This is a genomic window from Paenibacillus sp. B-A-8, from assembly GCF_048572915.1.
Classification (GTDB): Bacteria; Bacillota; Bacilli; order Paenibacillales; family Paenibacillaceae; genus Paenibacillus_AQ.
The window spans coordinates 4172082-4197119 of record NZ_CP183882.1 but is presented as its reverse complement, the minus strand read 5'-3'; the positions used below and the strand labels follow the sequence as shown (position 1 = coordinate 4197119).

18 protein-coding genes, 1 pseudogene and 1 other annotated feature are annotated in these 25038 nt (G+C 42.4%); of the genes and pseudogenes, 11 read left to right on the top strand and 8 right to left on the bottom strand.

The features are described 5' to 3' along the window. Positions 1-253: 253 nt before the first annotated feature. On the top strand, positions 254-1609 hold the full coding sequence (locus tag ACN6MV_RS18735; RefSeq protein WP_042128795.1) for a DEAD/DEAH box helicase: 1356 nt from the start codon (positions 254-256) through the stop codon (positions 1607-1609). Between the two features lie 211 nt (positions 1610-1820). Here the strand turns inward: ACN6MV_RS18735 and dapA are convergent, their stop codons facing one another. Further along, entirely contained in the window at positions 1821-2717 is an 897-nt protein-coding gene (gene dapA / locus ACN6MV_RS18730; protein WP_042128793.1) for a 4-hydroxy-tetrahydrodipicolinate synthase, read from the bottom strand. Between the two features lie 121 nt (positions 2718-2838). On the opposite strand from dapA, the gene ACN6MV_RS18725 reads away from it, so the two are divergent. Further along, entirely contained in the window at positions 2839-3714 is an 876-nt protein-coding gene (locus ACN6MV_RS18725; protein ID WP_076119582.1) for a LysR family transcriptional regulator, read from the top strand. On the opposite strand, the gene ACN6MV_RS18720 is transcribed toward ACN6MV_RS18725, so the two are convergent. After that, entirely contained in the window at positions 3697-4107 is a 411-nt protein-coding gene (locus ACN6MV_RS18720) for a VOC family protein (protein WP_076119583.1), read from the bottom strand. The genes ACN6MV_RS18725 and ACN6MV_RS18720 overlap by 18 nt on opposite strands. Positions 4108-4391: 284 nt before the next feature. Here ACN6MV_RS18720 and htpG point away from each other — a divergent pair, with 284 nt between their 5' ends. Next, positions 4392-6272: a molecular chaperone HtpG gene (htpG, locus tag ACN6MV_RS18715; protein WP_042128788.1), complete on the top strand. Its 1881-nt coding sequence runs from the start codon at positions 4392-4394 to the stop codon at positions 6270-6272. A gap of 61 nt (positions 6273-6333) precedes the next feature. Here the strand turns inward: htpG and ACN6MV_RS18710 are convergent, their stop codons facing one another. Beyond that, the gene (locus ACN6MV_RS18710) at positions 6334-6798 is read right to left on the bottom strand and encodes a DUF4362 domain-containing protein (protein ID WP_419884617.1); all 465 of its coding nucleotides are present in this window, start codon (positions 6796-6798) and stop codon (positions 6334-6336) included. Positions 6799-6923: 125 nt separating this feature from the next. Continuing rightward, positions 6924-7185 (top strand) — a binding site (T-box leader). Positions 7186-7228: 43 nt separating this feature from the next. On the opposite strand from ACN6MV_RS18710, the pseudogene metG reads away from it, so the two are divergent. Next, a pseudogene (gene metG, locus ACN6MV_RS18705) lies at positions 7229-8872 on the top strand (methionine--tRNA ligase). Here the strand turns inward: metG and ACN6MV_RS18700 are convergent. After that, complete coding sequence (locus tag ACN6MV_RS18700) at positions 8869-9738, bottom strand: LysR family transcriptional regulator (protein ID WP_419884616.1); 870 nt, start codon at positions 9736-9738, stop codon at positions 8869-8871. The pseudogene metG and the gene ACN6MV_RS18700 sit on opposite strands and share 4 nt — an antisense overlap. Before the next feature lie 150 nt (positions 9739-9888). On the opposite strand from ACN6MV_RS18700, the gene ACN6MV_RS18695 reads away from it, so the two are divergent. The 7 genes from ACN6MV_RS18695 to ACN6MV_RS18665 all read left to right on the top strand — a co-directional run bounded on the left by ACN6MV_RS18695 (position 9889) and on the right by ACN6MV_RS18665 (position 21366). Beyond that, positions 9889-11625 (top strand): ABC transporter ATP-binding protein, encoded by a 1737-nt coding sequence (locus tag ACN6MV_RS18695; RefSeq protein ID WP_419884615.1) that lies wholly within the window; start codon positions 9889-9891, stop codon positions 11623-11625. Beyond that, positions 11622-13361 carry an ABC transporter ATP-binding protein gene (locus ACN6MV_RS18690; RefSeq protein WP_419884614.1) on the top strand — a complete coding sequence of 580 codons (1740 nt, stop codon included), beginning with the start codon at positions 11622-11624 and terminating at the stop codon, positions 13359-13361. Before ACN6MV_RS18695 ends, ACN6MV_RS18690 begins: the two co-directional genes overlap by 4 nt. A 126-nt stretch (positions 13362-13487) precedes the next feature. After that, positions 13488-13769, top strand: coding sequence for a sporulation protein (locus tag ACN6MV_RS18685; RefSeq protein ID WP_419884613.1), 282 nt, complete (start codon positions 13488-13490; stop codon positions 13767-13769). A gap of 151 nt (positions 13770-13920) precedes the next feature. Further along, positions 13921-16824 (top strand): glycoside hydrolase family 3 C-terminal domain-containing protein, encoded by a 2904-nt coding sequence (locus ACN6MV_RS18680; protein ID WP_419884612.1) that lies wholly within the window; start codon positions 13921-13923, stop codon positions 16822-16824. A gap of 376 nt (positions 16825-17200) precedes the next feature. Further along, complete coding sequence (locus ACN6MV_RS18675; RefSeq protein WP_419884611.1) at positions 17201-17914, top strand: ABC transporter ATP-binding protein; 714 nt, start codon at positions 17201-17203, stop codon at positions 17912-17914. Next, a complete protein-coding gene (locus tag ACN6MV_RS18670) occupies positions 17907-19508 on the top strand; it encodes a putative ABC transporter permease subunit (RefSeq protein WP_419884610.1) in 1602 nt (533 codons plus the stop codon). The genes ACN6MV_RS18675 and ACN6MV_RS18670 overlap by 8 nt, the downstream gene beginning before the upstream one ends. 250 nt (positions 19509-19758) lie before the next feature. Beyond that, positions 19759-21366 (top strand): S-layer homology domain-containing protein, encoded by a 1608-nt coding sequence (locus ACN6MV_RS18665; RefSeq protein ID WP_419884609.1) that lies wholly within the window; start codon positions 19759-19761, stop codon positions 21364-21366. A gap of 52 nt (positions 21367-21418) precedes the next feature. Here ACN6MV_RS18665 and ACN6MV_RS18660 read toward each other — a convergent pair whose 3' ends face one another. The 4 genes from ACN6MV_RS18660 to ACN6MV_RS18645 form a co-directional block, all read right to left on the bottom strand. Next, positions 21419-22252 carry a class I SAM-dependent methyltransferase gene (locus tag ACN6MV_RS18660; protein ID WP_339287075.1) on the bottom strand — a complete coding sequence of 278 codons (834 nt, stop codon included), beginning with the start codon at positions 22250-22252 and terminating at the stop codon, positions 21419-21421. Positions 22253-22367: 115 nt separating this feature from the next. After that, positions 22368-23084: a glycosyltransferase family 2 protein gene (locus ACN6MV_RS18655; RefSeq protein WP_042128771.1), complete on the bottom strand. Its 717-nt coding sequence runs from the start codon at positions 23082-23084 to the stop codon at positions 22368-22370. Then, a complete protein-coding gene (locus tag ACN6MV_RS18650; protein WP_042128769.1) occupies positions 23081-23788 on the bottom strand; it encodes a glycosyltransferase in 708 nt (235 codons plus the stop codon). Before ACN6MV_RS18650 ends, ACN6MV_RS18655 begins: the two co-directional genes overlap by 4 nt. A gap of 260 nt (positions 23789-24048) precedes the next feature. Then, positions 24049-24897: an AraC family transcriptional regulator gene (locus ACN6MV_RS18645; protein ID WP_269321992.1), complete on the bottom strand. Its 849-nt coding sequence runs from the start codon at positions 24895-24897 to the stop codon at positions 24049-24051. Positions 24898-25038 lie beyond the last annotated feature (141 nt).

Below are 25038 nucleotides of genomic sequence, written 5' to 3'. Positions count from 1 at the left end.
GGGAGAAATCCTCCGCTTTTTTTGTTGTGTGCTTAGAACCGTTATGTGGCTGATACGCTAGTTAAACTGGCAGATGTTTAAACTGTTTGAATAGCAAAGTGGATCGTATCCTGAAATGGATTTTTAATGAAAATTGGTGTGATGATAAAGAATATCTATTATTATGTGACTAATTATGTTATGATTATTGTTTATGACGTGAAAAATGGATTTAATGTAAAGAATATATGTATTAGAAATTAAGGAGACTAGAATGACATTTAACGAACTGAATATTATGCCTGCGATTTTAAAGGCTTTAACCAAAGAAAACTATACATCACCTACACCTATACAGGAACAATCGATCCCAGCCGTATTAGCTGGCAGAGATTTACTTGGATGTGCTCAAACGGGAACAGGAAAGACAGCTGCATTTTCTGTACCTATTATTCAATTATTAAGCGAACAAACCAATTCCAACAAAACAAACAATGTGCGACGCATTCGCTCGCTGATCTTAACACCAACAAGAGAACTAGCGATCCAAATTGCTGATAACATAAAAGCGTATAGCCAATATACAGATATCCGCTCTGCTGCCATCGTTGGCGGTGTATCACAGAAAGTGCAAGAGCGTGCCCTGAATCAAGGTGCTGATATTCTAATAGCTACACCTGGTAGACTTATCGACCTGATCAATCAAAAACGTGTGGATTTGCAGCATGTCCAAATTCTTGTCTTGGATGAAGCTGACCGTATGCTAGATATGGGCTTTATCCATGATGTGAAACGAATCATCGCTAAAATGCCTACGAAGAAACAAACATTATTCTTCTCTGCAACGATGCCTACTGAGATCTCAAAATTGATCAAAACCTTGCTTGTGAACCCAGTGAAAGTAGAAATCACCCCCGTATCTTCTACTGCGGATAGAATCGAACAATCGATCTATTTATTAGAAAACGGAAATAAACAGAATCAATTGAATCTTTTGTTACAGGATAAATCGATTGTCTCTGCTCTAGTGTTTACTCGGACCAAACGTGGTGCTGACCGTGTTACACGTGACCTAGCGAAGGTGAACATTTCTGCACAAGCCATTCACGGCAATAAATCACAGAATGATCGTCAGAATGCATTGCGGAATTTTAAAAGTGGTGCAACCCGCGTTCTAGTCGCTACGGATATCGCCGCGCGCGGAATTGATATCGATGAGCTGTCTCATGTAATCAACTTCAACTTGCCGAATATTCCAGAAACTTATGTGCACCGAATCGGACGTACGGGCAGAGCGGGGCTGAGTGGAACTGCAATTTCTTTTTGCGAATCTGAAGAGCTTCCGTTCCTTAAAGATATCGAGAAATTGATCGGGAAATCGATTCCAGAGGTGAAGGATCACCCGTATCCGATGTCTCGTAAAACGCAGATGAAGACAGAACGATCTTCGAAACCGTCAGGTTCAAGACCAGCGAATTCCAGACCGTCATCTGGTAAACCGTCATCAGCTAAACCAGCAGCTTCAAAACCAGCGGCATCTAAACCTGCCAAAGCAAAGCCAAAGTCTAACCCTCCATTAAAGCCAAAGTCCGAGTGGTTCACTAAAGGAAGACAAACGAGCAGCAGATAAGTTGTTTTGAAAGCTGGACGTTTATCATAATAAGATCTCAAAACCGTCAGAGTATATCTGATGGTTTTTTTGTTATTTGATGATAAGGTGAATTCAAGAGAGGGTATAGTTTTTGACACAGATAAAGATGTATTCGTCACCTTTAAAATGGAGAGAGGCAAAAAAACAGCCGCTAAACAGTTCCTCACTGTATAACGGCTGTTATATTCTCTTATGCGGTGGCTTCAATCGCGTTGTCCTGAACATAAGAACCAAGCTCTTGTTGAAGCGCTGTGCTGATGGAAGTCATAGGGAGGCGAAGCGTATCCGAATCGATTAGGCCATTCTGGTTAAGCATCCATTTGATTGGAGCGGGATTCGATTCCTTGAACAAGAGGCGGATGATCGGCAGCAGTTGTTCAAAGTTTTCTTTAGCTAAGTCTAATTGACCGGATTTGAAAGCTTCGTATATACGGATACATTCTGCTGGATAAACGTTCGCAGTAGCAAGCATACCTCCAGTTGCTCCGCAGCTAAGCATTTCGTAAAAGAGTGAATCGTCGCCGCCGAGCACCGGTTTGGTACCCGTACGAACTAGCTCAGTAACCAATTTGGTGCTGCCCGAACAGTCTTTTAATCCGACAACATTATTCATTTCTAGGATTGTACGTGCAGTATCTACGGTCATAGCAGTACCCGTACGACTTGGAATGTCATAAGCCATGATTGGAATGCCTACTTCTGCTGCTTTACGGAAATGGGCAATGATGCCTTCTTGCGAAGGACGACTATAATAAGGGACGACTACTAGCGCGCAATCAGCACCAAGGTTAGCTGCGATCTCTGTACGTGCTACCGTAGAAGCTGTGTCATTGGTTCCTGTACCGACTACTAAGGGGATAGATGTAGATTGTAAAAGCTCACGAGAAGTGTTTACTAGAAGCTGCATTTCATTTACGGTTACAGTTGGCGATTCACCGGTGGTTCCATTAACGACCAGACCTTGTATGCTGTTGTTAATAATGTTCTTTACATAACGCTGATACGAATCCAAATCGACTTCACCAGCAGCATTGAACGGGGTGACCACGGGGACATAAATTCCATAAATCTGTTGTTCTGTAAGCATAAATTATCGGCCTCCATAATATTTTAATTCCTCTACATACACTTTACCATGGAATGTTGCATCGTCGTTAGCTATAATAAATGATGTGTATCATCAAAAATATTGATGTTAGGGTGAGGTTATGGATTTAACCTATTTACGAACATTCCGCGAGGTGGCTAAACGTCAGAGCTTTACACGGGCTGCTGAAGAGCTAGGTTACGCGCAGTCGAGTGTTACGATGCAAATACAGAAGATAGAGAAGGAATACGGAGTGCCTTTAATAGAAAGGCATGGTCGAGTGCTGCGTCTAACCCCGCCTGGTGAAGAGCTTTTGAAGCTATTCGTGGAGATTTTGGATCTGTATGACCGTTCAAAAGAAACCATTGCCCAGCAAATAGGAGGTACGCTAACGATTGGTACGATTGATTCTTTAGCTGCATTCTACTTGCCACCCTACTTACAGCAGTTGAGGACGAAATTCCCGAAACTTGATATCCATCTACAAACGATGCAGGAAGCTAACCTTGTGGCCAAAATAAAAGATGGGGAAGTAGACATCGGTCTGATGCTCGATCGTACCACAACGGATTCTTTGCTGGATCGTACGATCATTAGAGATGAACCGCTCGTCTTGATAGCCCCCGTTAATCATCCTCTTGCCCAGATGGAAACGGTAACGCTACAGGATCTAAATAACTGTGAATTAATTGTTTCTGAAGAGAGCTGTATTTACCGGAGTCTGTTCGAGAACTTGTTAAAAGAGCACGGGATTATATTCCGCATTGGTTTTGAGCTTTCGAATCTAGAAGCGATAAAACGATGTGTTATGAATGGTTTAGGGATTGCATTACTCCCGAAAATTGTTGCAGAGGAAGAAATTGAGCGGGGTAACTTGGCCGAGCTGTCCTTCGCGCATCCAGAAATTCACTTCGATCTGCAGCTTTTGATGCATCCTAAGAAGTGGAAGTCTCAGCCATTGCAATTTCTAACGCAAATGTTACTTGCAAATCATTAGTTTATTCCCATCAGGGTCTTTCACCACAAACCATTGTTGATCTTGAATTTCGGTTACTATCTCTACACCGAGCTCCTTCATATAGTTGAAAGAGGCTTGCAAATCATCGGTTATAAGCATAAGAGCAGGTGTTTGAATTGGAGGAGCCCCTTCAGGCTCTAAACCTCCCCACATGGGCATGGTGTCCAGAATGATCCCAGTGCTTCCTTGCATAGTTAACGGGCATAAATGACCGTTCATAATCGGATGATCTGCTTCCTGGAGTCCTAGGACATGGCAATACCAGCTACGGGCTTTTTCAATATCGTTTACGGGAATAAATACACTGCCAATAAGGTTTTTTACGGGGCTTTTTGCTATGGGATTTACAATGGACTGTGCTTGTTTATTCATTCGAATTCCTCCTAGGTCTGATAATGATAACCCTTTATTTGGAATTTATGCGTCTAGTCTATTTAAAACATAGAATCAGCCTACGCGCAAGTGGGTCATTAATGATCAATAAAATCTTAAATTTGTATGTAAAAGATAGCATTCTTTAAAGAAAGTCACTGTAAATATTGACATTCAAAATCAGTTTATGTTATATAAAAAGAAGAATTAGCACTCATCTAACAAGAGTGCTAATCACGAAATGTTGGACAAGATGTTTATTTTGAAAGGAGATCTATTTATTCATGGCCAAAAAAGAGTTTAAAGCCGAATCGAAAAGATTGCTGGAAATGATGATTAACTCCATTTATACACAACGGGAAATTTTCCTGCGCGAGCTAATTTCCAATGCAAGTGATGCGATTGATAAGATCTATTACAAAGCATTATCTGACGAAAGCCTGGTCTTCAATAAAGAAGATTATTATATTAAAGTGACTGCCGATAAGGCGAACAGAACTCTGACGATCTCCGATACTGGTATCGGTATGACGCAAGAGGAACTGGAGAATAACCTGGGAACGATCGCGAAGAGCGGATCTCTTGCTTTTAAGAAAGAGAATGAAGCTAAAGATGGTCATAATATCATCGGACAGTTCGGTGTTGGCTTCTATGCTGCTTTTATGGTGGCAGATGATGTAACGGTGATCAGTAAGGCTCTAGGCAGCGAGGAAGCCTTTAAATGGGAGTCTAAGGGCGCTGACGGCTATACTATCGAGTCTGTCGAGAAGGATTCTGTGGGTACTGATGTAATTTTGAAAATTAAAGACAATACTGAAGAAGATCAATATGATGAATATTTGGAAGAATACCGCCTGAAATCCATCATTAAAAAATACTCCGACTTCATCCGTTTCCCAATCAAAATGGACGTGAAGGAGTCAAAGCCAAAAGAAGGTACGGAGAACGAGTTCGAAGAAGTTATTCAAGAACAAACCGTGAACAGCATGGTGCCAATCTGGCGTAAGAACAAAAGCGAGCTGACTACGGAAGATTACGATAACTTCTATGCAGAGAAGCGTTACGGCTTCGACAAGCCGCTTAAACATATTCATATCAGTGCCGATGGTGCTGTAGTGTACAATGCGATTTTGTTCATCCCAGAAAATACACCGTTTGACTATTACACAAAGGAATATGAAAAAGGTCTTGAGCTGTATTCCAACGGTGTGTTGATCATGAACAAATGTGCGGATCTCTTGCCTGATTACTTCAGCTTTGTAAAAGGTATGGTGGATTCAGAGGATCTTTCCTTGAACATCTCCAGAGAGATGCTCCAGCATGACCGTCAGCTGACTCTGATTGCTAAGAACATTAAGAACAAAGTGAAGAGCCAACTGCAAAGCTTGCTGAAGGATGAAAGAGAGAAGTACGAGCAGTTCTATAATGCTTTTGGCAGACAGCTTAAGTTTGGTGTGTACAACGATTATGGTATGCACAAAGATACCCTTCAAGATCTGCTGATGTTCTACTCCTCCAAGGAGAAAAAGCTGGTAACGCTGGACGAATATGTGTCTAGAATGCCAGAAGATCAGAAGTATATCTACTATGCTTCCGGAGAGTCAATCGACAGAATCGAGAAACTCCCGCAAACTGAGCTTGTTTCGGATAAAGGATTTGAAATTCTCTACTTCACTGATGATATTGATGAATTTGCAATCAAGATGATCATGTCTTATAAGGAAAAAGAATTTAAGTCTGTATCCAGCGGAGATCTTGGTATTGAAGCTGACGAAGCGGACAAGCCAACGGAAGCGGAAGAGAACGAAAACAAGGAGCTTTTTGAAGCGATGAAGGACATCCTGTCCGGCAAAGTGAAAAATGTTAAAGCTTCCAAACGTTTGAAGACTCATCCGGTATGTCTCTCTGCTGAAGGCGAACTGACCATCGAGATGGAAAAAATCTTGAAATCGATGCCGAATGGCCAAGAGGTTCAAGCGGACAAGGTACTCGAAATCAACATCCATCACGAAGTATTCCAGTCCTTGAAGGCGGCAGCAGAGAACGACAAAGAAAAGCTCGGTTTATACACGAACCTGCTGTACAACCAAGCCCTGTTGATTGAAGGTCTACAGGTTAGTGATCCTGTTCAATTCACCAATGATATTTGCAAAATCATGAAATAATATGAAGTACAGAGACCATCCAATTGTATTATGATTGGGTGGTCTTTTTTATTTCAGTATTTCATTCTGTTGTGCGAAAAAGGTAGTAATCAATTTCAGAGTCATTATTTGTGCAACCGCTGATCGAATAGATAATTTCACCTTGTGTGCTTTTTTTACTCGTCACTTCGGAGCAAGTATCGGTTCTGAAACCTTTGTTGCTCCCACCAAATTCATCATTAGAAGTATCATAGCTATAATTAATTATACTGCCATCAAACTTCAAATCCTTAAATATGGGATCACCCTCATCTGTGTAACTTGTAACGCGTATATTGTCTGCTTTTTTGCTGGAGAGATTAGTTATAAATTGCTCGAATTTATCTAGGTTGTACACTTTTTTAAATGAAACAATATCTCCCCTACTGATGGCTTCTTTGGAAGTATAGGGTTCACTTTTGGGAACAGAATTAACTTTATTATCGGAACAACCCCATACTCCTGCTAGTAAAAGAACAGAGAGTACAAGTAAATTTACTTTTTTCACTGAGGGACCTCCTTGTAACTTATTTATATAAAAGACGGAAATTAACTGGAAAAGTTACAGTGAGCTTGATGTTTCGCAGTGACAATAAACAACAAATTGAGTATTATTTCCTGTAACTTGAATATGTAAAAGCAAAGAAGAGAAAGAGTACCACGGCAATTCTTTTTACAGAGAGCTCCGTTCGCTGAAAAGGAGTAAAGAAAAACCTTGGGAATATGGTCTCAGAGCTGCGCATCGAAACCTTTTGGGTTGTAGGCTGCGCCGGAACCTGCATCCGTTATAGTGCTAGGGTATAAACGTTTATTAACGTCGTACCTGAAGAGGTAAATGTCATGAGGCATTTATAAAATTAGGTGGTAACACGTGAGTAGAACTCTCGTCCTTTGTGGATGGGAGTTTTTTGTTGTCTAAAAAAAGGAGGAGAAGGTTAATGAGTAATGTGTTTATAGGCGGAGCTTGGCCGTATGCGAATGGATCTTTACATCTTGGAAGATTATCAAGTGTGTTGCCTGGGGATGTGCTGGCACGCTATTTTCGCAGCAAGGGGGATAACGTTTTATATGTGTCAGGCAGCGATTGTCATGGCACACCTGTAGCGGTTCAGGCTGCTAATGAAGGGATCACACCCGAAGCTTTTGCAAGTCGATACCACGAAGAGTTTCTGAAGTGTTTTGAAGAGCTGGGATTTAGTTATGATCTATATACTCGAACGGATTAACAGCAGCATCATAAGGTCGTGCAAGAGTTGTTTGCGAAGCTGCTAGAGAATGGTCATTTATATAAAAAAACCATTGCGCAATGTTACTGCGAGGTAGACCAGCGATTTTTGCCAGACAGATATGTGGAAGACACTTGTCCGGTATGTGGACAGCGGGCGCGTGGAGATCAATGCGATTATTGTTCTACGATTCTAGACCCTGCCGATTTATTGGACAGAGTCTGTAAATTATGTGGGAATACACCGACAGAACGGCCGACAGAACATTTTTATCTTAGCTTATCTAAATTTCAATCTGAATTAACTGATTATGTAGACGAAGCAGTACACTGGAGAGAAAATGCAATAAAACTGACCAAACGATATTTAAAGGAGGAGCTTCAGGATCGGGCAGTAACCAGAGACTTATCTTGGGGTGTAGATGTTCCTGTAGCTGGATTTGAAGATAAGAAGATTTATGTCTGGATTGAGGCGGTAAGTGGTTATTTATCAGCCAGCAAGCAGTGGGCCATACAATCTGGGGGGAGCTGGGAGGAATTTTGGTCAGAGAAAAATGAGGATATTACCGCTTATTATGTACATGGTAAAGACAATATTCCTTTTCATACCTTGATATGGCCAGCCGTCTTATTAGGAGCAAAAGAGTTACATTTACCGGACCGGATTATATCTAGCGAATATTTAACCCTTGAAGGGCAGAAGTTCTCCACTAGCCGTAATTGGGCGGTCTGGGTACCTGATATTCTAGAACGGTATCATCCTGACTCTATTCGTTATTTTTTAATTGCCAACGGGCCTGAGAAGCGGGATACGGATTTTTCCTGGAGAGAGTTTATTTATAGTCATAATGGTGAGCTGCTTGGAGCATTTGGTAACTTTGTGAATCGTTCATTGGCTTTTGTGGATAAGTTTTATGAAGGGAAAGTGCCGAAGGGAGAATTAGATAAGGGGTGGAGGGACAATATTGACCTCTTGTATCTGGAGTCAGGGCGCCTAATTGAAGCGGGAGATTTAAAGGATGCGCTGGAGTATATTTTTTCTTATGTACGTAAGGCAAATCAGTATTTTGATCGGCAAAAGCCTTGGATTCAGGTAAAAGAGGATCGGGAAGCCTGTGATTCTACAATATTTACTTGCGTTCAGATTATCGCTAATTTGGCAAGTTTGCTGCATCCGTTTCTACCTTTTTCTTGTGAGAAGATCAGGGGGTTCTTATCGCTTGAACAACCGAATTGGCAGCCCTGCGCAGTTCCCCCTTATCAACAGATAACTGATTTACAATTGTTGTTTGAACGGATTGATATTAGTCGTATTAAAGAAGAAGAGGATAGGCTCATTCAACAACAAGTGAATTAACCATTCTTGAAGCTCTCAATAAACTTTGAAGCCAATGATGATAAGTATTTATCCTTGATCCAGACGGCGGCGACTCGCGTGCGAAGCGACTCACTACTGATTTCTTTATAGATCAAATTACGATTACTCGTTAATTCGAAAGCGGATTTGGGGATGATTCCAATGCCAAGACCAGCGTTTGCCCAGAGCAGTGTTGTTCGCGCATCATCATTCATGCAGAAAATTAGCGGATCAAAGCCGTTCTCAAGACAGGTTTCCCGGATAAGCTGCTCAAAACGGCGGTAGATAATGAGCGGCTTATCTTTTAACTCACCGATCTCAATGAAGTTTTCATCTGTTTTCCAGTCATACTCTGGAGTCATTACGGCAATCATAGGCTCAGCCTGTGTGTAAAGACATTCTAAATTTGTAGCATTAAAGGGTGTCCGAACAATGCCAATCTCGACAATACCCTTGTTCAAAAGGTCGATGATTCTGAAGGTATTCCCTTCATGGATTTCAAATTTAACGCCTTTATACGTTTTGTGGAACTCACAAAGTCGATCTTGGAGCAGGGTCGCTCCTGAGGAAGACACCGTACCAATGGCGAGCGTTCCTTTTAAGCCTTTGACAAAATCATTGAGCTCTCGGGCAGTGGAATCAGCCAGCTCCAGAATTTGTTGAGCCCGATCACGTAAAATGGCTCCTGCTTCGGTAAGCTGCACACTGCGCGGACCTCGATCTACAAGCTTGACGCCTAGTTCTTCCTCAAGCAGCTTAAGCTGCTGACTGAGCGGAGGCTGGGCCATTTGCAGCTTTCTGGCCGCGGAAGTAATCTGCCCTTCCTCAGCGATAGCCATAAAATATTTAAGTTGTCTAATATCCATAAAAGAATCCTCCGAACTTGAGATATGTTTATCGTATGGGAGCGATACGAATCAAATATTATTAATATGTGAGTAGATATGCCATAATCATAACTGTTATTATACATATTTCAAATGCTTAAATACTTCTTATGTTGGGTGTGGATGACGTTGTTCAAAATTGCAGTTTATTTAAAACCGTACAAAAAAGAAGCCATCATCGGTCCAATCTTTAAGCTGATGGAAGCGATTCTGGAGCTGATTCTGCCAACCATTGTCGCATTAATCATCAATAATGGGGTCGGAAATCATGACAGTGCTTATGTATACCGCATGGGTGGCTTGATGGTGCTGATGTCTCTACTTGGCTTCGGCTGCTCTATGGTATGTCAATACTATGCGGCACGAGCATCTCAGGGATTCGGCACGACGCTTCGTAATAAAATGTTCAATCATATTACATCCTTATCGTACGCTGAGCTGGATACGTTCGGTACGCCTACGCTGATTAACCGGATTACTAATGATGTAAACCAGCTGCAGATTGCTGTTGCCATGCTGATTCGCCTGGTTATTCGTGCACCGTTTATCTGCATCGGAGCTATCATAATGTCGATGATCTTGGATTTTAGGTTATCGCTGATCCTAATAGCGGCAACGCCGATTTTTGGGATTATTTTATATTTCATTATCACTCGAAGCGCTCCTTTGTATCGATTGTATCAACAGAAGCTGGATGCACTTGCACTCGTACTTAGTGAGAATTTGTCAGGAATTCGGGTCATTCGTGCTTTTGCTAAGAGACGTACGGAAAAAGAACGTTTTGATGCCTCGTCTGAGGATTTAACCACTACAGCGATCAGAGTCTCGCGGATTTCTGCTTTACTTGGACCGATGACGACACTTGTAGTAAACGCGGCGATCATAGCTATTTTATGGGTAGGTGGAATTCATATTGACGGGGGCCGGTTGTCACAGGGTGAGATCATTGCCTTCATCAATTATGTCACTCAAATCTTGCTGGCACTTATAGTGGTCTCTAACCTGGTTATTATTTTTACAAAAGCCTCATCCTCTGCCAATCGCGTGAATGAAGTGCTGAGTGTCAAAGCATCCGTGTCCGAGGAAGGAAATGTTATGATGGCTGAACCAAATCATACCGCTCCTGCTATTTCATTCGAACGTGTATCGTTTGGTTATAATACAACTGGTGAGTTGGCATTAGAGGGTATATCGGTAGTCATTAACCGCGGAGAGACTGTAGGGTTGATTGGCAGTACGGGATCTGGTAAATCTACTTTTGTGAACCTGATTCCACGTTTTTATGATGTGGTGCAAGGTGAAGTTAAAGTGGATGGAGTGAATGTCAGAGATTATAAGCTGCATCAGCTTCGAGAGAAAATAGGGATTGTGCCGCAAAAAGCAGTGCTGTTCACAGGAACAATCGCTGAGAATATTCGTTGGGGTAAGGAAGACGCAACCGAGGAAGAAATCATGCAAGCTGCCTCTGTTGCTCAAGCAGAAGAGTTTATTCGTAAATTGCCTGAAGGGTTGAATATGCAGGTATCCCGTGGTGGACTTAATTTATCCGGGGGACAGAAGCAGCGCTTGACCATAGCTCGTGCAGTGGTAGGTAAGCCGTCCATTCTAATTCTGGATGACTCCTCCAGTGCGCTGGATTTCGCTACTGATGCGGCTCTACGTAAAGCGCTCAAAGAGAGCAGCCAGCAAATGACCGTACTCGTTGTCTCGCAGAGGGTGAGCACTGTAAGGCAAGCGGATAAAATTATGGTATTTGAGGAAGGGCGGATCGCCGGTGTCGGAACTCATGAGGAGCTGATGCGTGGTTGTGAAGTGTACAAAGAAATCTGCCTGTCCCAGCTATCGAGTGAGGAGTCGGGCCAATGAACAAAAACAACATTTGGAAAAGACTAATTGTATATACAGGACATTATAGAAAAATAGCTATAGGGGCGGTTATATGCGCATTACTCAGTGTGATCGCCAGTCTAATTGGACCACTACTTATTGGTAAAGCCATTGATTTTATGATCGGACCGGGAAAGGTTGATTTTGACGCTGTACTTAGACTGCTTTTGATTCTGGCAGCGGTATATATTGTCGGCAGCTTTTTTGGATGGCTTCTTACTTATTTAACGAACCGAATTGCATACCGGACGGTATACGACTTACGGAGAGAGCTTTTTGATAAATTAAATGTTTTGCCTTTAAAGTTTCATGACAACCACCCGCAGGGAGACAGTATCAGCCGGTTTGTTAACGATATGGATGCCGTCTCTGATGGACTGCTGCAAGGTTTCTCCACACTGCTTACAGGGATCATCACCATTGTAGGGGCAATTGTGCTAATGCTGTACATAAGTCCTGTGATGACCTTAGTAGTTCTTCTGTCAGCACCTGTTACCTTTTTTGTAGCAAGATTTATTACGATGCGGTCTCAGAAGATGTTCAAAGAGCAAGCGAAGATTCTGGGGGGTCTCAATGGGTATGTGGAGGAAATGATAGGCGGACAAAAAGTGGTCACTGCTTATCATTATGAAGAACGTGCAATGACACAGTTTGAAAAACAAAACGAGACATTATATCAGACCGGTGTGAAGTCACAATTCTATGGTTCCTTGTCCAACCCGACAACACGGCTGGTCAATAATGTTACGTTCTCAGTCATTGCAATGATCGGTAGTGTTATGGTCATTCGGGGTCATTTCACGGTAGGGGATCTGTCTAGTTTCTTGATTTTCTCCAACTTGTTCGCTAAACCTTTTAATGAAATTACAGGTGTAATTACGCAGCTACAATCGGCAACTGCCTCTGCACAGCGGATCTTCGCCATTCTTGATTTGACTCCAGAACCGGCTGATTCAAAGGATGCCAAAATCATGAATACAAGTCAAGGAACTATTATCTTCGAGAAGGTATTCTTTGCATATAATCCAGAACGGCCTCTGATAAATGATTTCAGCTTGGAAGTGAAGCCAGGGACTCGAGTTGCGATTGTTGGGCAGACCGGAGCGGGGAAGACGACGCTGGTTAATCTGCTCATGCGTTTCTATGATGTGGACAGTGGATCCATTAAGATTGATGGTGTGGATATTAAGACCATTACTCGCGATAGCTTGCGACGTAATTTTGGGATGGTGCTGCAGGACACTTGGCTTTTTGGTGGCACGATTAGAGAAAATATTGCTTACGGCAAGCCTGATGCTACAGATGAAGAGGTCATAGCTGCTGCTAAAGCTGCTAATGCACATAGCTTCATTAAACGTCTGCCTGATGGATATGACACGAAGATCAGTGGTTCAGGAGATAATCTTTCGCAAGGACAAAAGCAGCTTCTTACCATAGCAAGAGTAATGCTTGTAGATCCACCTATGCTCATCTTAGACGAAGCTACGAGCAGTATTGACACGCTAACAGAGGTGCGGATTCAGAAAGCTTTCCTGACTATGATCGCGGGTCGAACCAGTTTTGTAATTGCCCATCGGTTGTCGACGATTCGTGAATCGGATCTCATTCTATTCATGAAGGATGGCGACATTGTGGAAAGCGGTACACATGATCAACTCCTAGCTAGTGGTGGATATTACGCCAGATTGTATAATAGTCAGTTCGCGACAGCGTAGACTTAGTGAGTAAAAAAGAAGCAATCGATCCCATTTTGGGTGAGGATGCTTCTTTTTTTGTTGTCCGTAGCAAGGCATTTACTGTTCCAAAAATGAAATCTCAGATAGCTCCCCTCGTTTAAACGAATGCTCGCGAGTGCTGGAATTGGAGCGGCCAAGGTAGATCTCATGCTCCATCAAGATGGTGTGAATACAGGTGATACGATCAGTGGTACCGTCCGATTCAGGGGGGCCGTTGTAGATCAGCAGGTTGATGACGTTTATGCATTCGTTAAGACACGTAACTTGAAAGAGTTGAACGATAAGAAGATGGAAGTGGAAGCAACGGAGCACTCTTCGAAGCGGATTTGCAAGCATTTAACCGGACGATTACAAGCTGTATTCGCTGGCAGCTTGACTGCTTGGTAGGACATACGAACGCTGTTTCTGGTTGAAATGTTTAATTAAGTCAAATGAAAGTGCAAATTATATATGAAAATACCTCTAATTTTACGGGTATCGGGCAAAGACAATCTACATTATAATAAGCCAGAGAAAACGTTTACAAGGAGGTTCTTACATGTCATCTACTAACTATCCATTCCAGAATACACAGCTTCCGCTTGATGAACGGGTCAATGATCTCGTATCTCGCTTCACACTAGAGGAAAAGGTTCAACAAATGGTGCAATATCAGGCAGCCGTTGAACGGCTTGGGGTAAAAGCATATAAACATGGCACAGAAGCCGCACATGGTATGGCTTGGCTTGGTGAAGCCACAGGTTATCCGCAGCCAATCGGTCTTGGTTGTACTTGGGACACTGAACTGATGCAGCGAATTGGCGATGCTATTGGCGACGAGGCCAGAGGATTTTATAAACGCAATCCAGAGATTAACGGATTAACGTTATGGGCACCAACCGTTGATATGGAGCGTGATCCACGTTGGGGGCGTACTGAGGAAGCCTATGGCGAAGATCCAGTACTGACGGGCAAACTTTCAGCTGCTCTTGTTAAAGGAATCCAAGGTGATCATCCAAAGTATTTGAAAGCGGTTGCTACACTGAAGCATTTTATTGGCAACAACAATGAGGTAGGCCGCGGTGATCAATCGGTCAGTATCGATCCCCGCAATATGCGAGAGTATTATTTGAAAGCATTTGAAATTCCGTTTAAGGAAGGCGGCGCCCAGTCGATGATGACGGCGTATAACGCCATTAACGGCGTACCGGCTAACCTGAGCCCAGATGTTAATGCCATCGTTAAGCAGGAGTGGGGGATGGATGGTTTTGTTGTCAGCGATGCGTTTGATGTATCCGGCACGGTGCGTGATCATGGCTATTTGGAAACACATAAGGAAGCGGTCGCTCGCTCTGTACGTGAGGGTGGCATCGACAGCCTTACCGACGATAATGAGCTGATGAAGCAGTCACTGCGCGAAGCGTTGGAAGAAGGCGTGCTAACTGAAAGTGACTTGGATGTGGCACTCTGCAATACGTTCCGTGTCCGTTTCCGTCTTGGCGAGTTCGATCCCGATTCCGAAAATCCATATGCTGCGATTGACGAGTCAGCGATTCTGCATCCAGAGCATGCGAAGCTGTCACGTGAAGCGGCGGGTAAAGCGATTGTCCTGCTGAAAAATGAAGACAACATGCTTCCGCTGCAAGCGGATAAGCTGAAGAAGGTTGCTGTTATCGGACCGCTGGGCGGAACGGTATATCGCGACTGGTACAGTGGTTCAATGCCTTATGCGATTACACCTCTTCAGGGGATTCAAGAGAAGCTTGATGCACATGGCGGTAAAACTATGTTTGCCGGCGGCACAGACCGGATTAAACTGAAGTCCAAACGCACAGGCCGCTATGTACAGCTGCTTGAAGGCGAACAAGCTGCGCTGGCTGCAATCGGCGAAGCTGCGGAGGATGCAGCAGTGTTTGAATCAACGGACTGGGGCTGGCACAACAAGACCCTGATCGCCGAAGACAATGGTCGTTACCTGACGACAGATGACCGCGTAGTGAAAGCTTCAGCGGACCAAATCTGGGAATGGTTCACGAAAGAAGTATTCCTAGTTCGCCCATCCGAAGAAGGCGCGGATCAGGTGACTTTCTCGACGTGGAATGATACACCGGTAACAGTGGGAAGAGAAAATGGTGAGCTGCTTGTCGGTACTGGTAGTGCTGAAGAGACGGCCAATGAGATTAATGTGAGTGGGGCTACATCGGTCACTGGTGGGGAAGCAAAAGCGATTGCTGCCGATGTATTTGAAGTAGAGACGGTTACGGAAAAATTCCAGGCTGCGAAGGAAATTGCCAGCGATGCGGATCTGGCAGTTGTCTTCGTCGGTAATCATCCGTTAATTAACGGCAAGGAAACGATGGACCGCCCAGACATCACTTTGCCGGAATCGCAGGAGCAACTAATTAAGGAAGTTATGTCGGTGAATCCGAACACGGTCGTAGTAGTTGTAGGGAGTTATCCTTTTGCCCTGAACTGGACAGATGCACATGTGCCGGCTATCGTGTACACTACGCATGCCGGTCAGGAGCTAGGAAATGCTGTTGCCGATGTATTGTTCGGTGACGTGAATCCAGCAGGACGCCTGAATATGACCTGGTACAAGTCGGTTGATCAATTGCCGGAATTTATGGACTATGACGTGATCCAGAGTGGTAGAACGTATCAGTATTTCACCGGCGAACCGCTCTATCCATTCGGACATGGCCTATCCTATAGCACATTCCGATATGATGGCCTGACCCTCGACCAGCAGCTGGTTTCTGCAGCGAAGGATAATGAGATCAGCTTGACGGTTCGTGTCACCAATACGAGTCATCTTGCAGGAGATGAAGTGGTACAATTGTACGGACACGCGGAAGAGTCACGAGTGAAACGTCCACTGAAGCAACTGCTTGCGTTCCGCCGGGTGCATGTGCAGCCAGGCGAGTCGGTTGACGTAAGCTTCACATTGCCACTCTCCGAGTTGGCAATGTGGGATGTCACCCGTGAGCGCTTCTGTATTGAAAACGGCGTGTTCACCTTTATGGCAGGGGCTTCATCATCCAATCTGCCAGTAAGCGCAGCACTTGAGGTGCAAGGCGAAGTCATTCCACCTCGTGACCTGAAGCAATTGGTGAAGGCAATCAACTATGACGGATATGAAGGCGTATTGATTGGCGAGTGCCGTGAAGGCGGCAGCGCCGTAGAAGTGAAGGAGCAGTCCGGCTGGATCTCCTTCAAGGATGCCGAGTTCGGAGCAGGTGCGCACAGCATCAAACTGCGTGCAGCAGGTCCGGGTGCTGCTACAGCAGAAATCCGACTGCAAAGCCCGGAAGGCCCGCTGGCAGCACAGCTTACGCTGGCAGGCACCGGTGCTCATATATGGCATGATTTCACTGCTGAATTGAGCGGCGTTAGCGGATGTCAGGACGTGTACATTGTACTTAACGGTAAGGCTTCGCTTAGCACGCTTCAGTTTATGTAAGCCAGCTGAGGTAAATAGATGAGGAAGGACCTGATTCCCCGCGGGGGACAGGTCCTTTTTCTCTTGCATCGAATTTTATAATAGATCGCAATGCTCCTGAAACAAAGGTTTGGCATCGAACACTGTTCGTATAAGCCCGGTGGAGGATGCTAAGGATGATGTATAAATAGGCATAGAATTTTGAAAGAATCAGAGAGTCATTCGAAGTGAAGCTGAATTAGATCGGGTCCGAGTTTTTGAAATAGACTAATTTTTATGAAGGAATGAACTAAATGGACAGGATAAACGTACTATAGTAAAACTATCCTAACAATGAATGAATCGGTACGCACGACAAGATGGAAATTACTTATACGAACGGAAGGGAAGTGCCAAGATGTTGACAATAAAGCATTTTACGAAGAGCTACAAAGGCGGTAAGAAGGCAGTAAATGACTTGAATTTAGTGGTAGAGCAGGGCGATATTTACGGCTTTATCGGTCATAACGGTGCGGGAAAAACAACGACGATTCGGGCAGTGGTGGGTGTTCTTGATTTTGAGGAGGGGGACATCGAGATTGGTGGATATTCTATTAAAAAAGATCCCTTAGCCTGCAAAGCAATTACTGCGTATATACCGGATAATCCGGATCTATACGATCATCTGACAGGCATTCAGTACTTGAATTTTATTGGTGATCTTTTTAGCGTATCGAAAGCGGATCGTGAATTACTGATTAAGAAATATGGCGATGAATTTGAGATTACCTCTCATTTGGGGGATTTAATCTCCTCGTATTCTCATGGGATGAAACAGAAACTCGCGATCATCTCAGCACTCATACATAAACCGAAGCTGTTAGTGCTGGATGAACCCTTTGTGGGACTAGATCCAAAAGCGGCACATACGCTTAAAAGAATCATGACGGAGATTTGCAGTCAAGGAAGTGCGATCTTTTTTTCGACGCATGTACTGGATGTAGCCGAGAAACTTTGCAACAAGATTGCCATTATCAAAGCTGGGGAATTGATTACGCATGGGAAAACAGAAGAGGTGAAGGGTGACAGCAGCCTTGAAGATGTGTTTTTGGAGTTGATTAAGCATGATTAATATCTGGAGATTGACAAAGATTCAGCTGATCTCATCCTTTGGGTTAAATAAAGCGTTGCACACACGTGGTGTGAAAGAAAGACGCAAAATGCTTTGGCTTAGCATCGGTATCTTAATAGGCATAGTCATGATGGCAGTCGTTTCATTTGGATATAGCTTTATTATTGCAGAGACCCTTGAACAGATAGGCCGGCCTGAGCTGTTGCTAGCGATTATGATGGCTGTTACTTGCTTAATCGGATTTTTTACAACGATCTATAAGGCAAGTGGTGTATTATTTGGCTCCAAAGACTACGATCTCGTAATGTCCTTACCCATCAAAACGAGTCATATTGTTGCAAGTCGAGTGGCTCAGCTCTATGTGTTAAACCTGTTTTTCTCATTGATGGTGATGGTACCAGCAGGCATAGTTTATGCTATAAAAGTGAATCCCGGAGCATTATATTATTTGTATTTCTTGATCACATTGTTATTTATTCCATTAGTGCCGATCATTGCTGCAACGATTATTGGTGCGCTGATCAGCTGGTTTTCCTCAAGATTTAAAGGAAGCCGTATAATAACCCTCATTCTAACTTTTGTTGTGATTATCGGGATAATTGTTGGTTCCGGTCAAATCAATGGGAACAATCCACAATTACTTGCGGATATGAGCACACAAATCGCTGATCAAATATACAACTTGTATCCTCTGACGCTTATGTATGTAAATGCGGTTTGCTCGTTTCAGATGGATTCCCTAGTATTGTTTGTTGCGATTTCACTGATTTCTTTTGTGCTGTTTACCATGTTGCTCGGCAATAAATATAAAGCGATACACACGGGTCTGACGACCTCTTTTTCCAGTAATAAGTATCAAATGAAGCCGCTTGAAGTATCGTCACCCTTGTATACACTGTATAAAAAAGAGCTTCGCCGCTATTTCAGTTCTACTTTATATGTGCTCAATACTAGTATTGGTATGGTGATGTTACTTGTGATGGCTGTCACCTTGCTATTCGTTAATGCAGAGCAACTAGGACAAATTCTTGAGGTCCCAGAGCTTTCAAATTATTTAAGCCGATTGGCACCGCTGTTTGTTTCTGTATTTGTAACGTTAAGCTGCACAACATCCAGTTCCATTTCGCTCGAAGGTAATAATATTTGGATTTTAAAAAGCGCACCTGTGCCGACATTAACGATATTGCTAAGTAAAATCGCAGTGAATCTTACGATTACCGTGCCGATTGTAGTTGTCAGTAGTGTGCTCCTCATGATATCTCTTGGCACAGGGTGGATCGAAAGCTTGCTATTACTGGTTATTCCCGTCTTATATGCTTGTCTTACAGCAATGACTGGTGTAATCGTTAACTTGAAGCTACCTAAACTGGAGTGGACAAATGAAGTATCGGTAATCAAACAAAGCGCATCCGTCTTAGTGACGATGTTGATAGGCTTAATAAGCTTACTGATCCCATTTGGTTTGAGTCTGCTGCTATCTGATCTGAATGGTAATCTTGTATTGTTAGGTATTGGGTTACTAATATTAGTGGTGTGTGGTGCGATGTATAAATATATTCAGTCCAAAGGTGAGCTTTTATTTCGGGCGCTTTAAATAAGTAAAGTACTATCTTCTGATTCAATCAGAACGTAACTTCATAAATATGAACAAATTGCTTCGCTTAAAGAACGTACAGTCCGGTATGAGCTCGGGGCTCTTGATCCATACGATTACTAGTTATTCCGAGCGAAAAATGGATGAGATTCACAAAGTACTTCTTTTCGCACTCTACCAATATTTTAGCAATGTTTATTGACTCTATCCTTGGTATAATTCGAAGATTATATCCGAGGAGGATCATCTCGTGAACAATAGATTTGGTAGGTTTGTTATTACTATACTTGTAGTATTGCTTGTAGCTGGGGTATTTATTCAACATATATGGGCTGATGATGGAGCCCCTTTTAAAGATATAAGTAACAGTTATGCTAAAAAAGAAATCATAGATTTATATCATCGAAACATATTAACTGGCACATCGGAGACAAGCTTTTCACCTACTAAATCGATTACTAGAGCAGAATTCATAACGGTACTTGATCGTCTGCTAAAGCTAGATCCGGCAGTTAGTCCAGTATCTCCCTATATTGACGTAGCAAAGAGCGCTTGGTATTACGGCTGGATTCAGGCAGCTGTTCAGCTTGAACTGGCTAACGGTACATCGGCAACTACTTTCGCGCCAGCAAAAGCAGTTACTAGGCAGGAAGCGGCTGTATGGATGGCCAAAGCTTTAAAGCAAACAAACCATACTTCCGCTCTAACTTCGTTTAATGATCGAAATGAAATTGCTAGTTGGGCAAGATCAGCTGTTGCTACAGTAAATGATCTAGGTTTAATGAAGGGGGATAATAGCAGGAATTTCCGGCCTTCTGATCCTATAACTAGACAGGAAACAGCTGTCCTCATTGACCGGGTTCTGCAAAATGACAGCTGGGCAGCAGAGCTTGAGGAGAAGCCAGAGGATCAGATCGTTATAGGCTGGCAATATGGTCAGACGACGGCACAATATGAGAATACGGTTCTGAAGTCCAACGTGAATACCTTATCGCCACGATGGTATTATGTAGGAAAATCAGGTGCAGTAACCGATTCTACGGATGCTTCGCTAATCACATGGGCAAAGAAGAATAATAAGAAAATATGGGCAATGGTTGGCAATCGTTCAGATCAAGAAGCAACGCATCAAATGTTGTCGAGTGTTAGCACAAGGACTACGGCAGTAAATCAATTAGCTGCTGTAGTGAGTAAATATGGATTAGATGGACTAAATATTGATTTTGAAAATGTTGGGCCTGATGATCGTGCGTATTTGACCTCATTTATTACTTTATTAGCGGAGAAAATGCATTCACTTAACGCTAAGCTGTCGATAGACGTTTCTCCTGATCTTGGAACAGATTGGACAGATGCTTTTGACTATGCTGCACTAGGTAAGCAAGTGAACTATATAGTGATGATGGGTTATGACGAGCATTATGATGGGAGTAAGATTCCTGGGCCGAATGCCTCAATTCCTTTTGATCAACAGGCTGTGAATACTGTATTAAAAGTAGTACCCAGCCAGAAAGTTATATTGGCATTGCCTTTATATAATCGGGACTGGACGTTGAATCAGAATGGTACGGTTTCATCATCAAAGTACATGTCGCTTTCGGAGCAAAATCAGATTATTAGTAACTATGGGATGAAGCCCGTATGGAATGAGTCTTTGGGACAATATGTTGCCAATTATACGAAGCAGTCCATAAAGCACACCATCTGGATTGAGGATGGACGTTCACTAATAGCCAAATACAATTTAAGCGTTAAGAACAATTTAGCTGGGGTTGCCTATTGGTATATAGGTGGGGAAAGCTCTGATATATGGACTAGCCTAAGTAATGCAGAGAGATTTTATGATTATACGTTTTAAAAAAGAGACTGGATGCTCATAGCCACGAAGCTATGTTTTTATCCAGTCCTTTTTATTTGGTTATTACCGTACAAAGGGTAGTCCCCTCATTATTGAAAGGTTTTCCTGCTACATCAGCAAACAATTCGATCTGGCCAAAGCCTGCATTTCGTATTTCATTAATTAAGGTATGTTCTGTGAAACAATGCTCCCATATGTTATAGCATTGAGTCGAGTGTTCACTAACAACAATGGTTTGATTTAGAACTGTCAGATCTTCGTCATAACGATAAAAAGAGTTCAGGCATAAATGTGGATTCTCATCCCAAAAACCGCCGGAAATATTATTTTCCCATTCTTTCTGTTCATTCTTCCCTTCATGCTGTCTGGGTGTAAATACATCTAAAATAAGTTTTCCATTCGGTTTCAGCGCTTTATAAATCTTGTCTAATAATAGAGATCTGTCTCTAGTGGATAATACACCATAATCGCAATAAATAAGAGTAACTATATCAAAGCTTTCAGAGTAATTCATATCTAAGTAGTTTTGATAAAGATATTGAATATTGGAACGATTAAGAATAGATTGCTCTTGTGCATAGGCTATTGATCTCTGTGAAAAATCTATTCCTGTTACAGAATATCCAGCACTATGAAATTTCTCTGCGTATAACCCAGGGCCACAGCCTATATCAAGTAGATCTGGATAGCGGTTTGAGGGAAGCATTGTTGAAATCCAGTTCACGGATTCATTAATGAATTCTTCTTTACGACTAGCCGCGTCCCAATTTTTATCCAGATGCGCCTCTAGCATTCCTTTTGATATATGTGGATGATTCCAAAATTCGGTAGTGCTTGGCGTGTAGATGACGGGTCTGATCAGATATTGTAATAGAGTATTTAGCACATTAACACCTCATTTAGAGATTCTGAAGTCCTCACGTTTTACTCTACCCAATACATGTTTCCTGCACAATTTAAAGAATAGATATAATTATAAATTATTACTTCGTTGGATTAATTCAGCTTCGAGTGACGTATTTTTTGAAGTTTTTTACTTTTATAACTTTAACACTTTTGGATAAAAGCTTCTTATCGCTGACAATCCAGGTGTGATCTTTGGAGTTTTTTCTACGAATTGCAGCGAAGTTATACTTGTTTCCTGCGTAAATCTTAAAGCCATGTGCAGCACAATCAGAACAGAACTTGACGCATTCCCCTCGGTTCCGATCTGGAAAAGAAATTTGCTGGAATACATTACGTTTAATGAGCAGGGTCGCACCTTGAAGATTGGTTACATATTTATTTTCCATATGAGAGTAGCGTACCAAGAGTAATTTCTTGTCATTTAGATACATGAAGTGAGCCCGTTTTCCAACGATATCCGCCTTACTCTTATGAAGGGTTTGCATACTATCGGTTAAATAGTTGGTAGCGTAGTAGTCGTCATCATCAAATTTAGCGATATAACTATATTTCGCTAATTGCACACCAAAATTCAAACAAAATCCGAGAGAACGATGTTCCGGTATTTTATAAACCCGCACATTCTTATGTTTTTTTGCAGCAGTTATATAGTCATTGATCTTCAAATCATTATTATTTATGATCACGATAAGTTCTTTAGGATTGAAATTCTGTCGTCGATAGTTATCAAATAGTGTATTTATACAGTCAGCTCGTTTTGTACAGGTCAGGATAGATACAGCAGATCCATTAGAATCAGCAGCCCATTTCATAACTTGATCTTTGGACTGCGTCCAACAAAGGCCTTGTAGTTTTTAATATTACGGATGATCTTATGGTTTGCTATTAGAGTGCTGTCGCTGATAATCCATGTGTGCTTAGAAGAGTTTTTTCTTCGTATGGCTACGAAGTTATTCTTACTCGCAGAATACACCTTATAACCTTTCTTTCTACTTCTGCTGCAAAAAAGATCATCCTCACCCACGTTTCTATCAGGAAATTTCACATGATCGAATACTTTACGTTTGAAGACGAGTGTAGCGCCTGGTAGATGAGTAACTGTTCGATGTTCATCATGTGCGAAACGAAGGATCAAAGTCTTAGAACCACTTAAATACATGTAATGAGCTCGTTTTCCAAGAATATCAGCATTTGTTCTATTTAATGTCTGAATACTTTCTGTTAAATAATGAGGGGCATAATAATCGTCGTCGTCGAATTTGGCAATGGTATGATATTTACATTTCGTTACGGCATAGTTTAAGCATGAACCCAGAGTTTGATGTTCTGGTTTACGAAATATCTTTATGTTTTTGTGTTTTTTAGCTAATTGTTGGTAGGGGAATAGTGGAATTGCATTGTTATTGATAATAATGATGAGTTCTTTTTGGGCATATCGTTGTCTGTTGTAATTTTGAAGTAGGTTGTTTAAATAATTTGGACGATTTGTACAGGTAATAATGGAAACACCGTTCATTTAACCAACCCCTTAGATGCTTTTTATTTGGGAAAAGTCTCATAATACGATATGTCCAAGTTAGGATAGAGTAACGGCATATCAACCTCATGTATGCAAAAATGGATTTGTATGAAGAACACAAAACCCACAGTGATGACTGTGGGTTTTGTGATAAAGACAATGCATGTGGGGAGTTCTTGAATTTGCAGAGTACTACTGATGCTAAGAAAATGATGGTTTGCCAAACGAAGCAGTGAAGTCGCGTAGGGTACGTGATCTTATTTGTTCCCCTCTAAAAGTCTCTCCTTCATCACCCCAGGCGTACAGCCATAAGTATTTCGAAAAATCCTTATAAAATAATTCGTTTCCATGCCAAGCTGAAGCGCAATATCTTGAACGAGAATCTCATCATTCTCCGTCATTAACTGTACCGCACGTTCTAGTCGCAGATTCTGAAGATACTTATGCGGAGTTATGCCGTATTCATGTACGAATAGGCGCTGGAAGTGCTGGACGGAATAACCTACAGCAGCTGCTAGATTGGAGATAAGGAGCGGCTCAGTATAATGCTCGTTAATAAGACCAACCGCTTTAGCCAACGCTCCATTACGCACAGACTCAAGTTCTAAACGACTGCCTGAGGTATGAGTGGATTCAGAACGACGCAACATCAGAAGTAATCGATATAGGGTTATAGATAGATCTTCCATCCCATGCGCGTCTTGTCGACTAGCCGTCTGATTGTTCACCGTATGCCAGATCTTTCCGATTTCCTCCCAACATTGTTCAAAACGAGCAGGGTGATAGGGTATAGAAGGGAGAAGCCCAATCCCCTCTAGTAAACCTTGCGACTGAATTCCTTCGATTCCGATGAAACCCACATGCCATGGTTCATGTGAGGTAGGATAATATTCGTGTCCTCGATCCGGTGGGAAGGCGAAAGCCATTCCAGGTTCTAGTATGATTTCAGTACCGTTCTCCAGATCACGAAACAACCCAGTTCCGGTACGAATCAGAAAAATCTGGTGCACAGGGAAGCCGGCAGGCCGCACATGATGAAATTGGATATGACGTCCGACAGAGTAAGGATATAAGGGAAGCGTCTCAGCGTCGCGCGGTAGCTCTATCAGAGAAAATGGAAGCAGGATGATTCACCTCATATTCATTTTGTACTATCACTTCGAGAGTATATTCCTACTGTTCTAGGTGAGTTTTCTTTTATTATAAATAGTATAAATGATGATTCTTGATTTAGATAGCTTCGGCAT

Bases quoted from the DNA above. Each gene is read 5' to 3' on its own strand.
- ACN6MV_RS18735 (WP_042128795.1), top strand. From the start codon at position 254: ATGACATTTAACGAACTGAATATTATGCCTGCGATTTTAAAGGCTTTA.
- dapA (WP_042128793.1), bottom strand. From the start codon at position 2,717: ATGCTTACAGAACAACAGATTTATGGAATTTATGTCCCCGTGGTCACC.
- ACN6MV_RS18725 (WP_076119582.1), top strand. From the start codon at position 2,839: ATGGATTTAACCTATTTACGAACATTCCGCGAGGTGGCTAAACGTCAG.
- ACN6MV_RS18720 (WP_076119583.1), bottom strand. From the start codon at position 4,107: ATGAATAAACAAGCACAGTCCATTGTAAATCCCATAGCAAAAAGCCCC.
- htpG (WP_042128788.1), top strand. From the start codon at position 4,392: ATGGCCAAAAAAGAGTTTAAAGCCGAATCGAAAAGATTGCTGGAAATG.
- ACN6MV_RS18700 (WP_419884616.1), bottom strand. From the start codon at position 9,738: ATGGATATTAGACAACTTAAATATTTTATGGCTATCGCTGAGGAAGGG.
- ACN6MV_RS18690 (WP_419884614.1), top strand. From the start codon at position 11,622: ATGAACAAAAACAACATTTGGAAAAGACTAATTGTATATACAGGACAT.
- ACN6MV_RS18685 (WP_419884613.1), top strand. From the start codon at position 13,488: ATGCTCGCGAGTGCTGGAATTGGAGCGGCCAAGGTAGATCTCATGCTC.
- ACN6MV_RS18680 (WP_419884612.1), top strand. From the start codon at position 13,921: ATGTCATCTACTAACTATCCATTCCAGAATACACAGCTTCCGCTTGAT.
- ACN6MV_RS18675 (WP_419884611.1), top strand. From the start codon at position 17,201: ATGTTGACAATAAAGCATTTTACGAAGAGCTACAAAGGCGGTAAGAAG.
- ACN6MV_RS18670 (WP_419884610.1), top strand. From the start codon at position 17,907: ATGATTAATATCTGGAGATTGACAAAGATTCAGCTGATCTCATCCTTT.
- ACN6MV_RS18655 (WP_042128771.1), bottom strand. From the start codon at position 23,084: ATGAAATGGGCTGCTGATTCTAATGGATCTGCTGTATCTATCCTGACC.
- ACN6MV_RS18650 (WP_042128769.1), bottom strand. From the start codon at position 23,788: ATGAACGGTGTTTCCATTATTACCTGTACAAATCGTCCAAATTATTTA.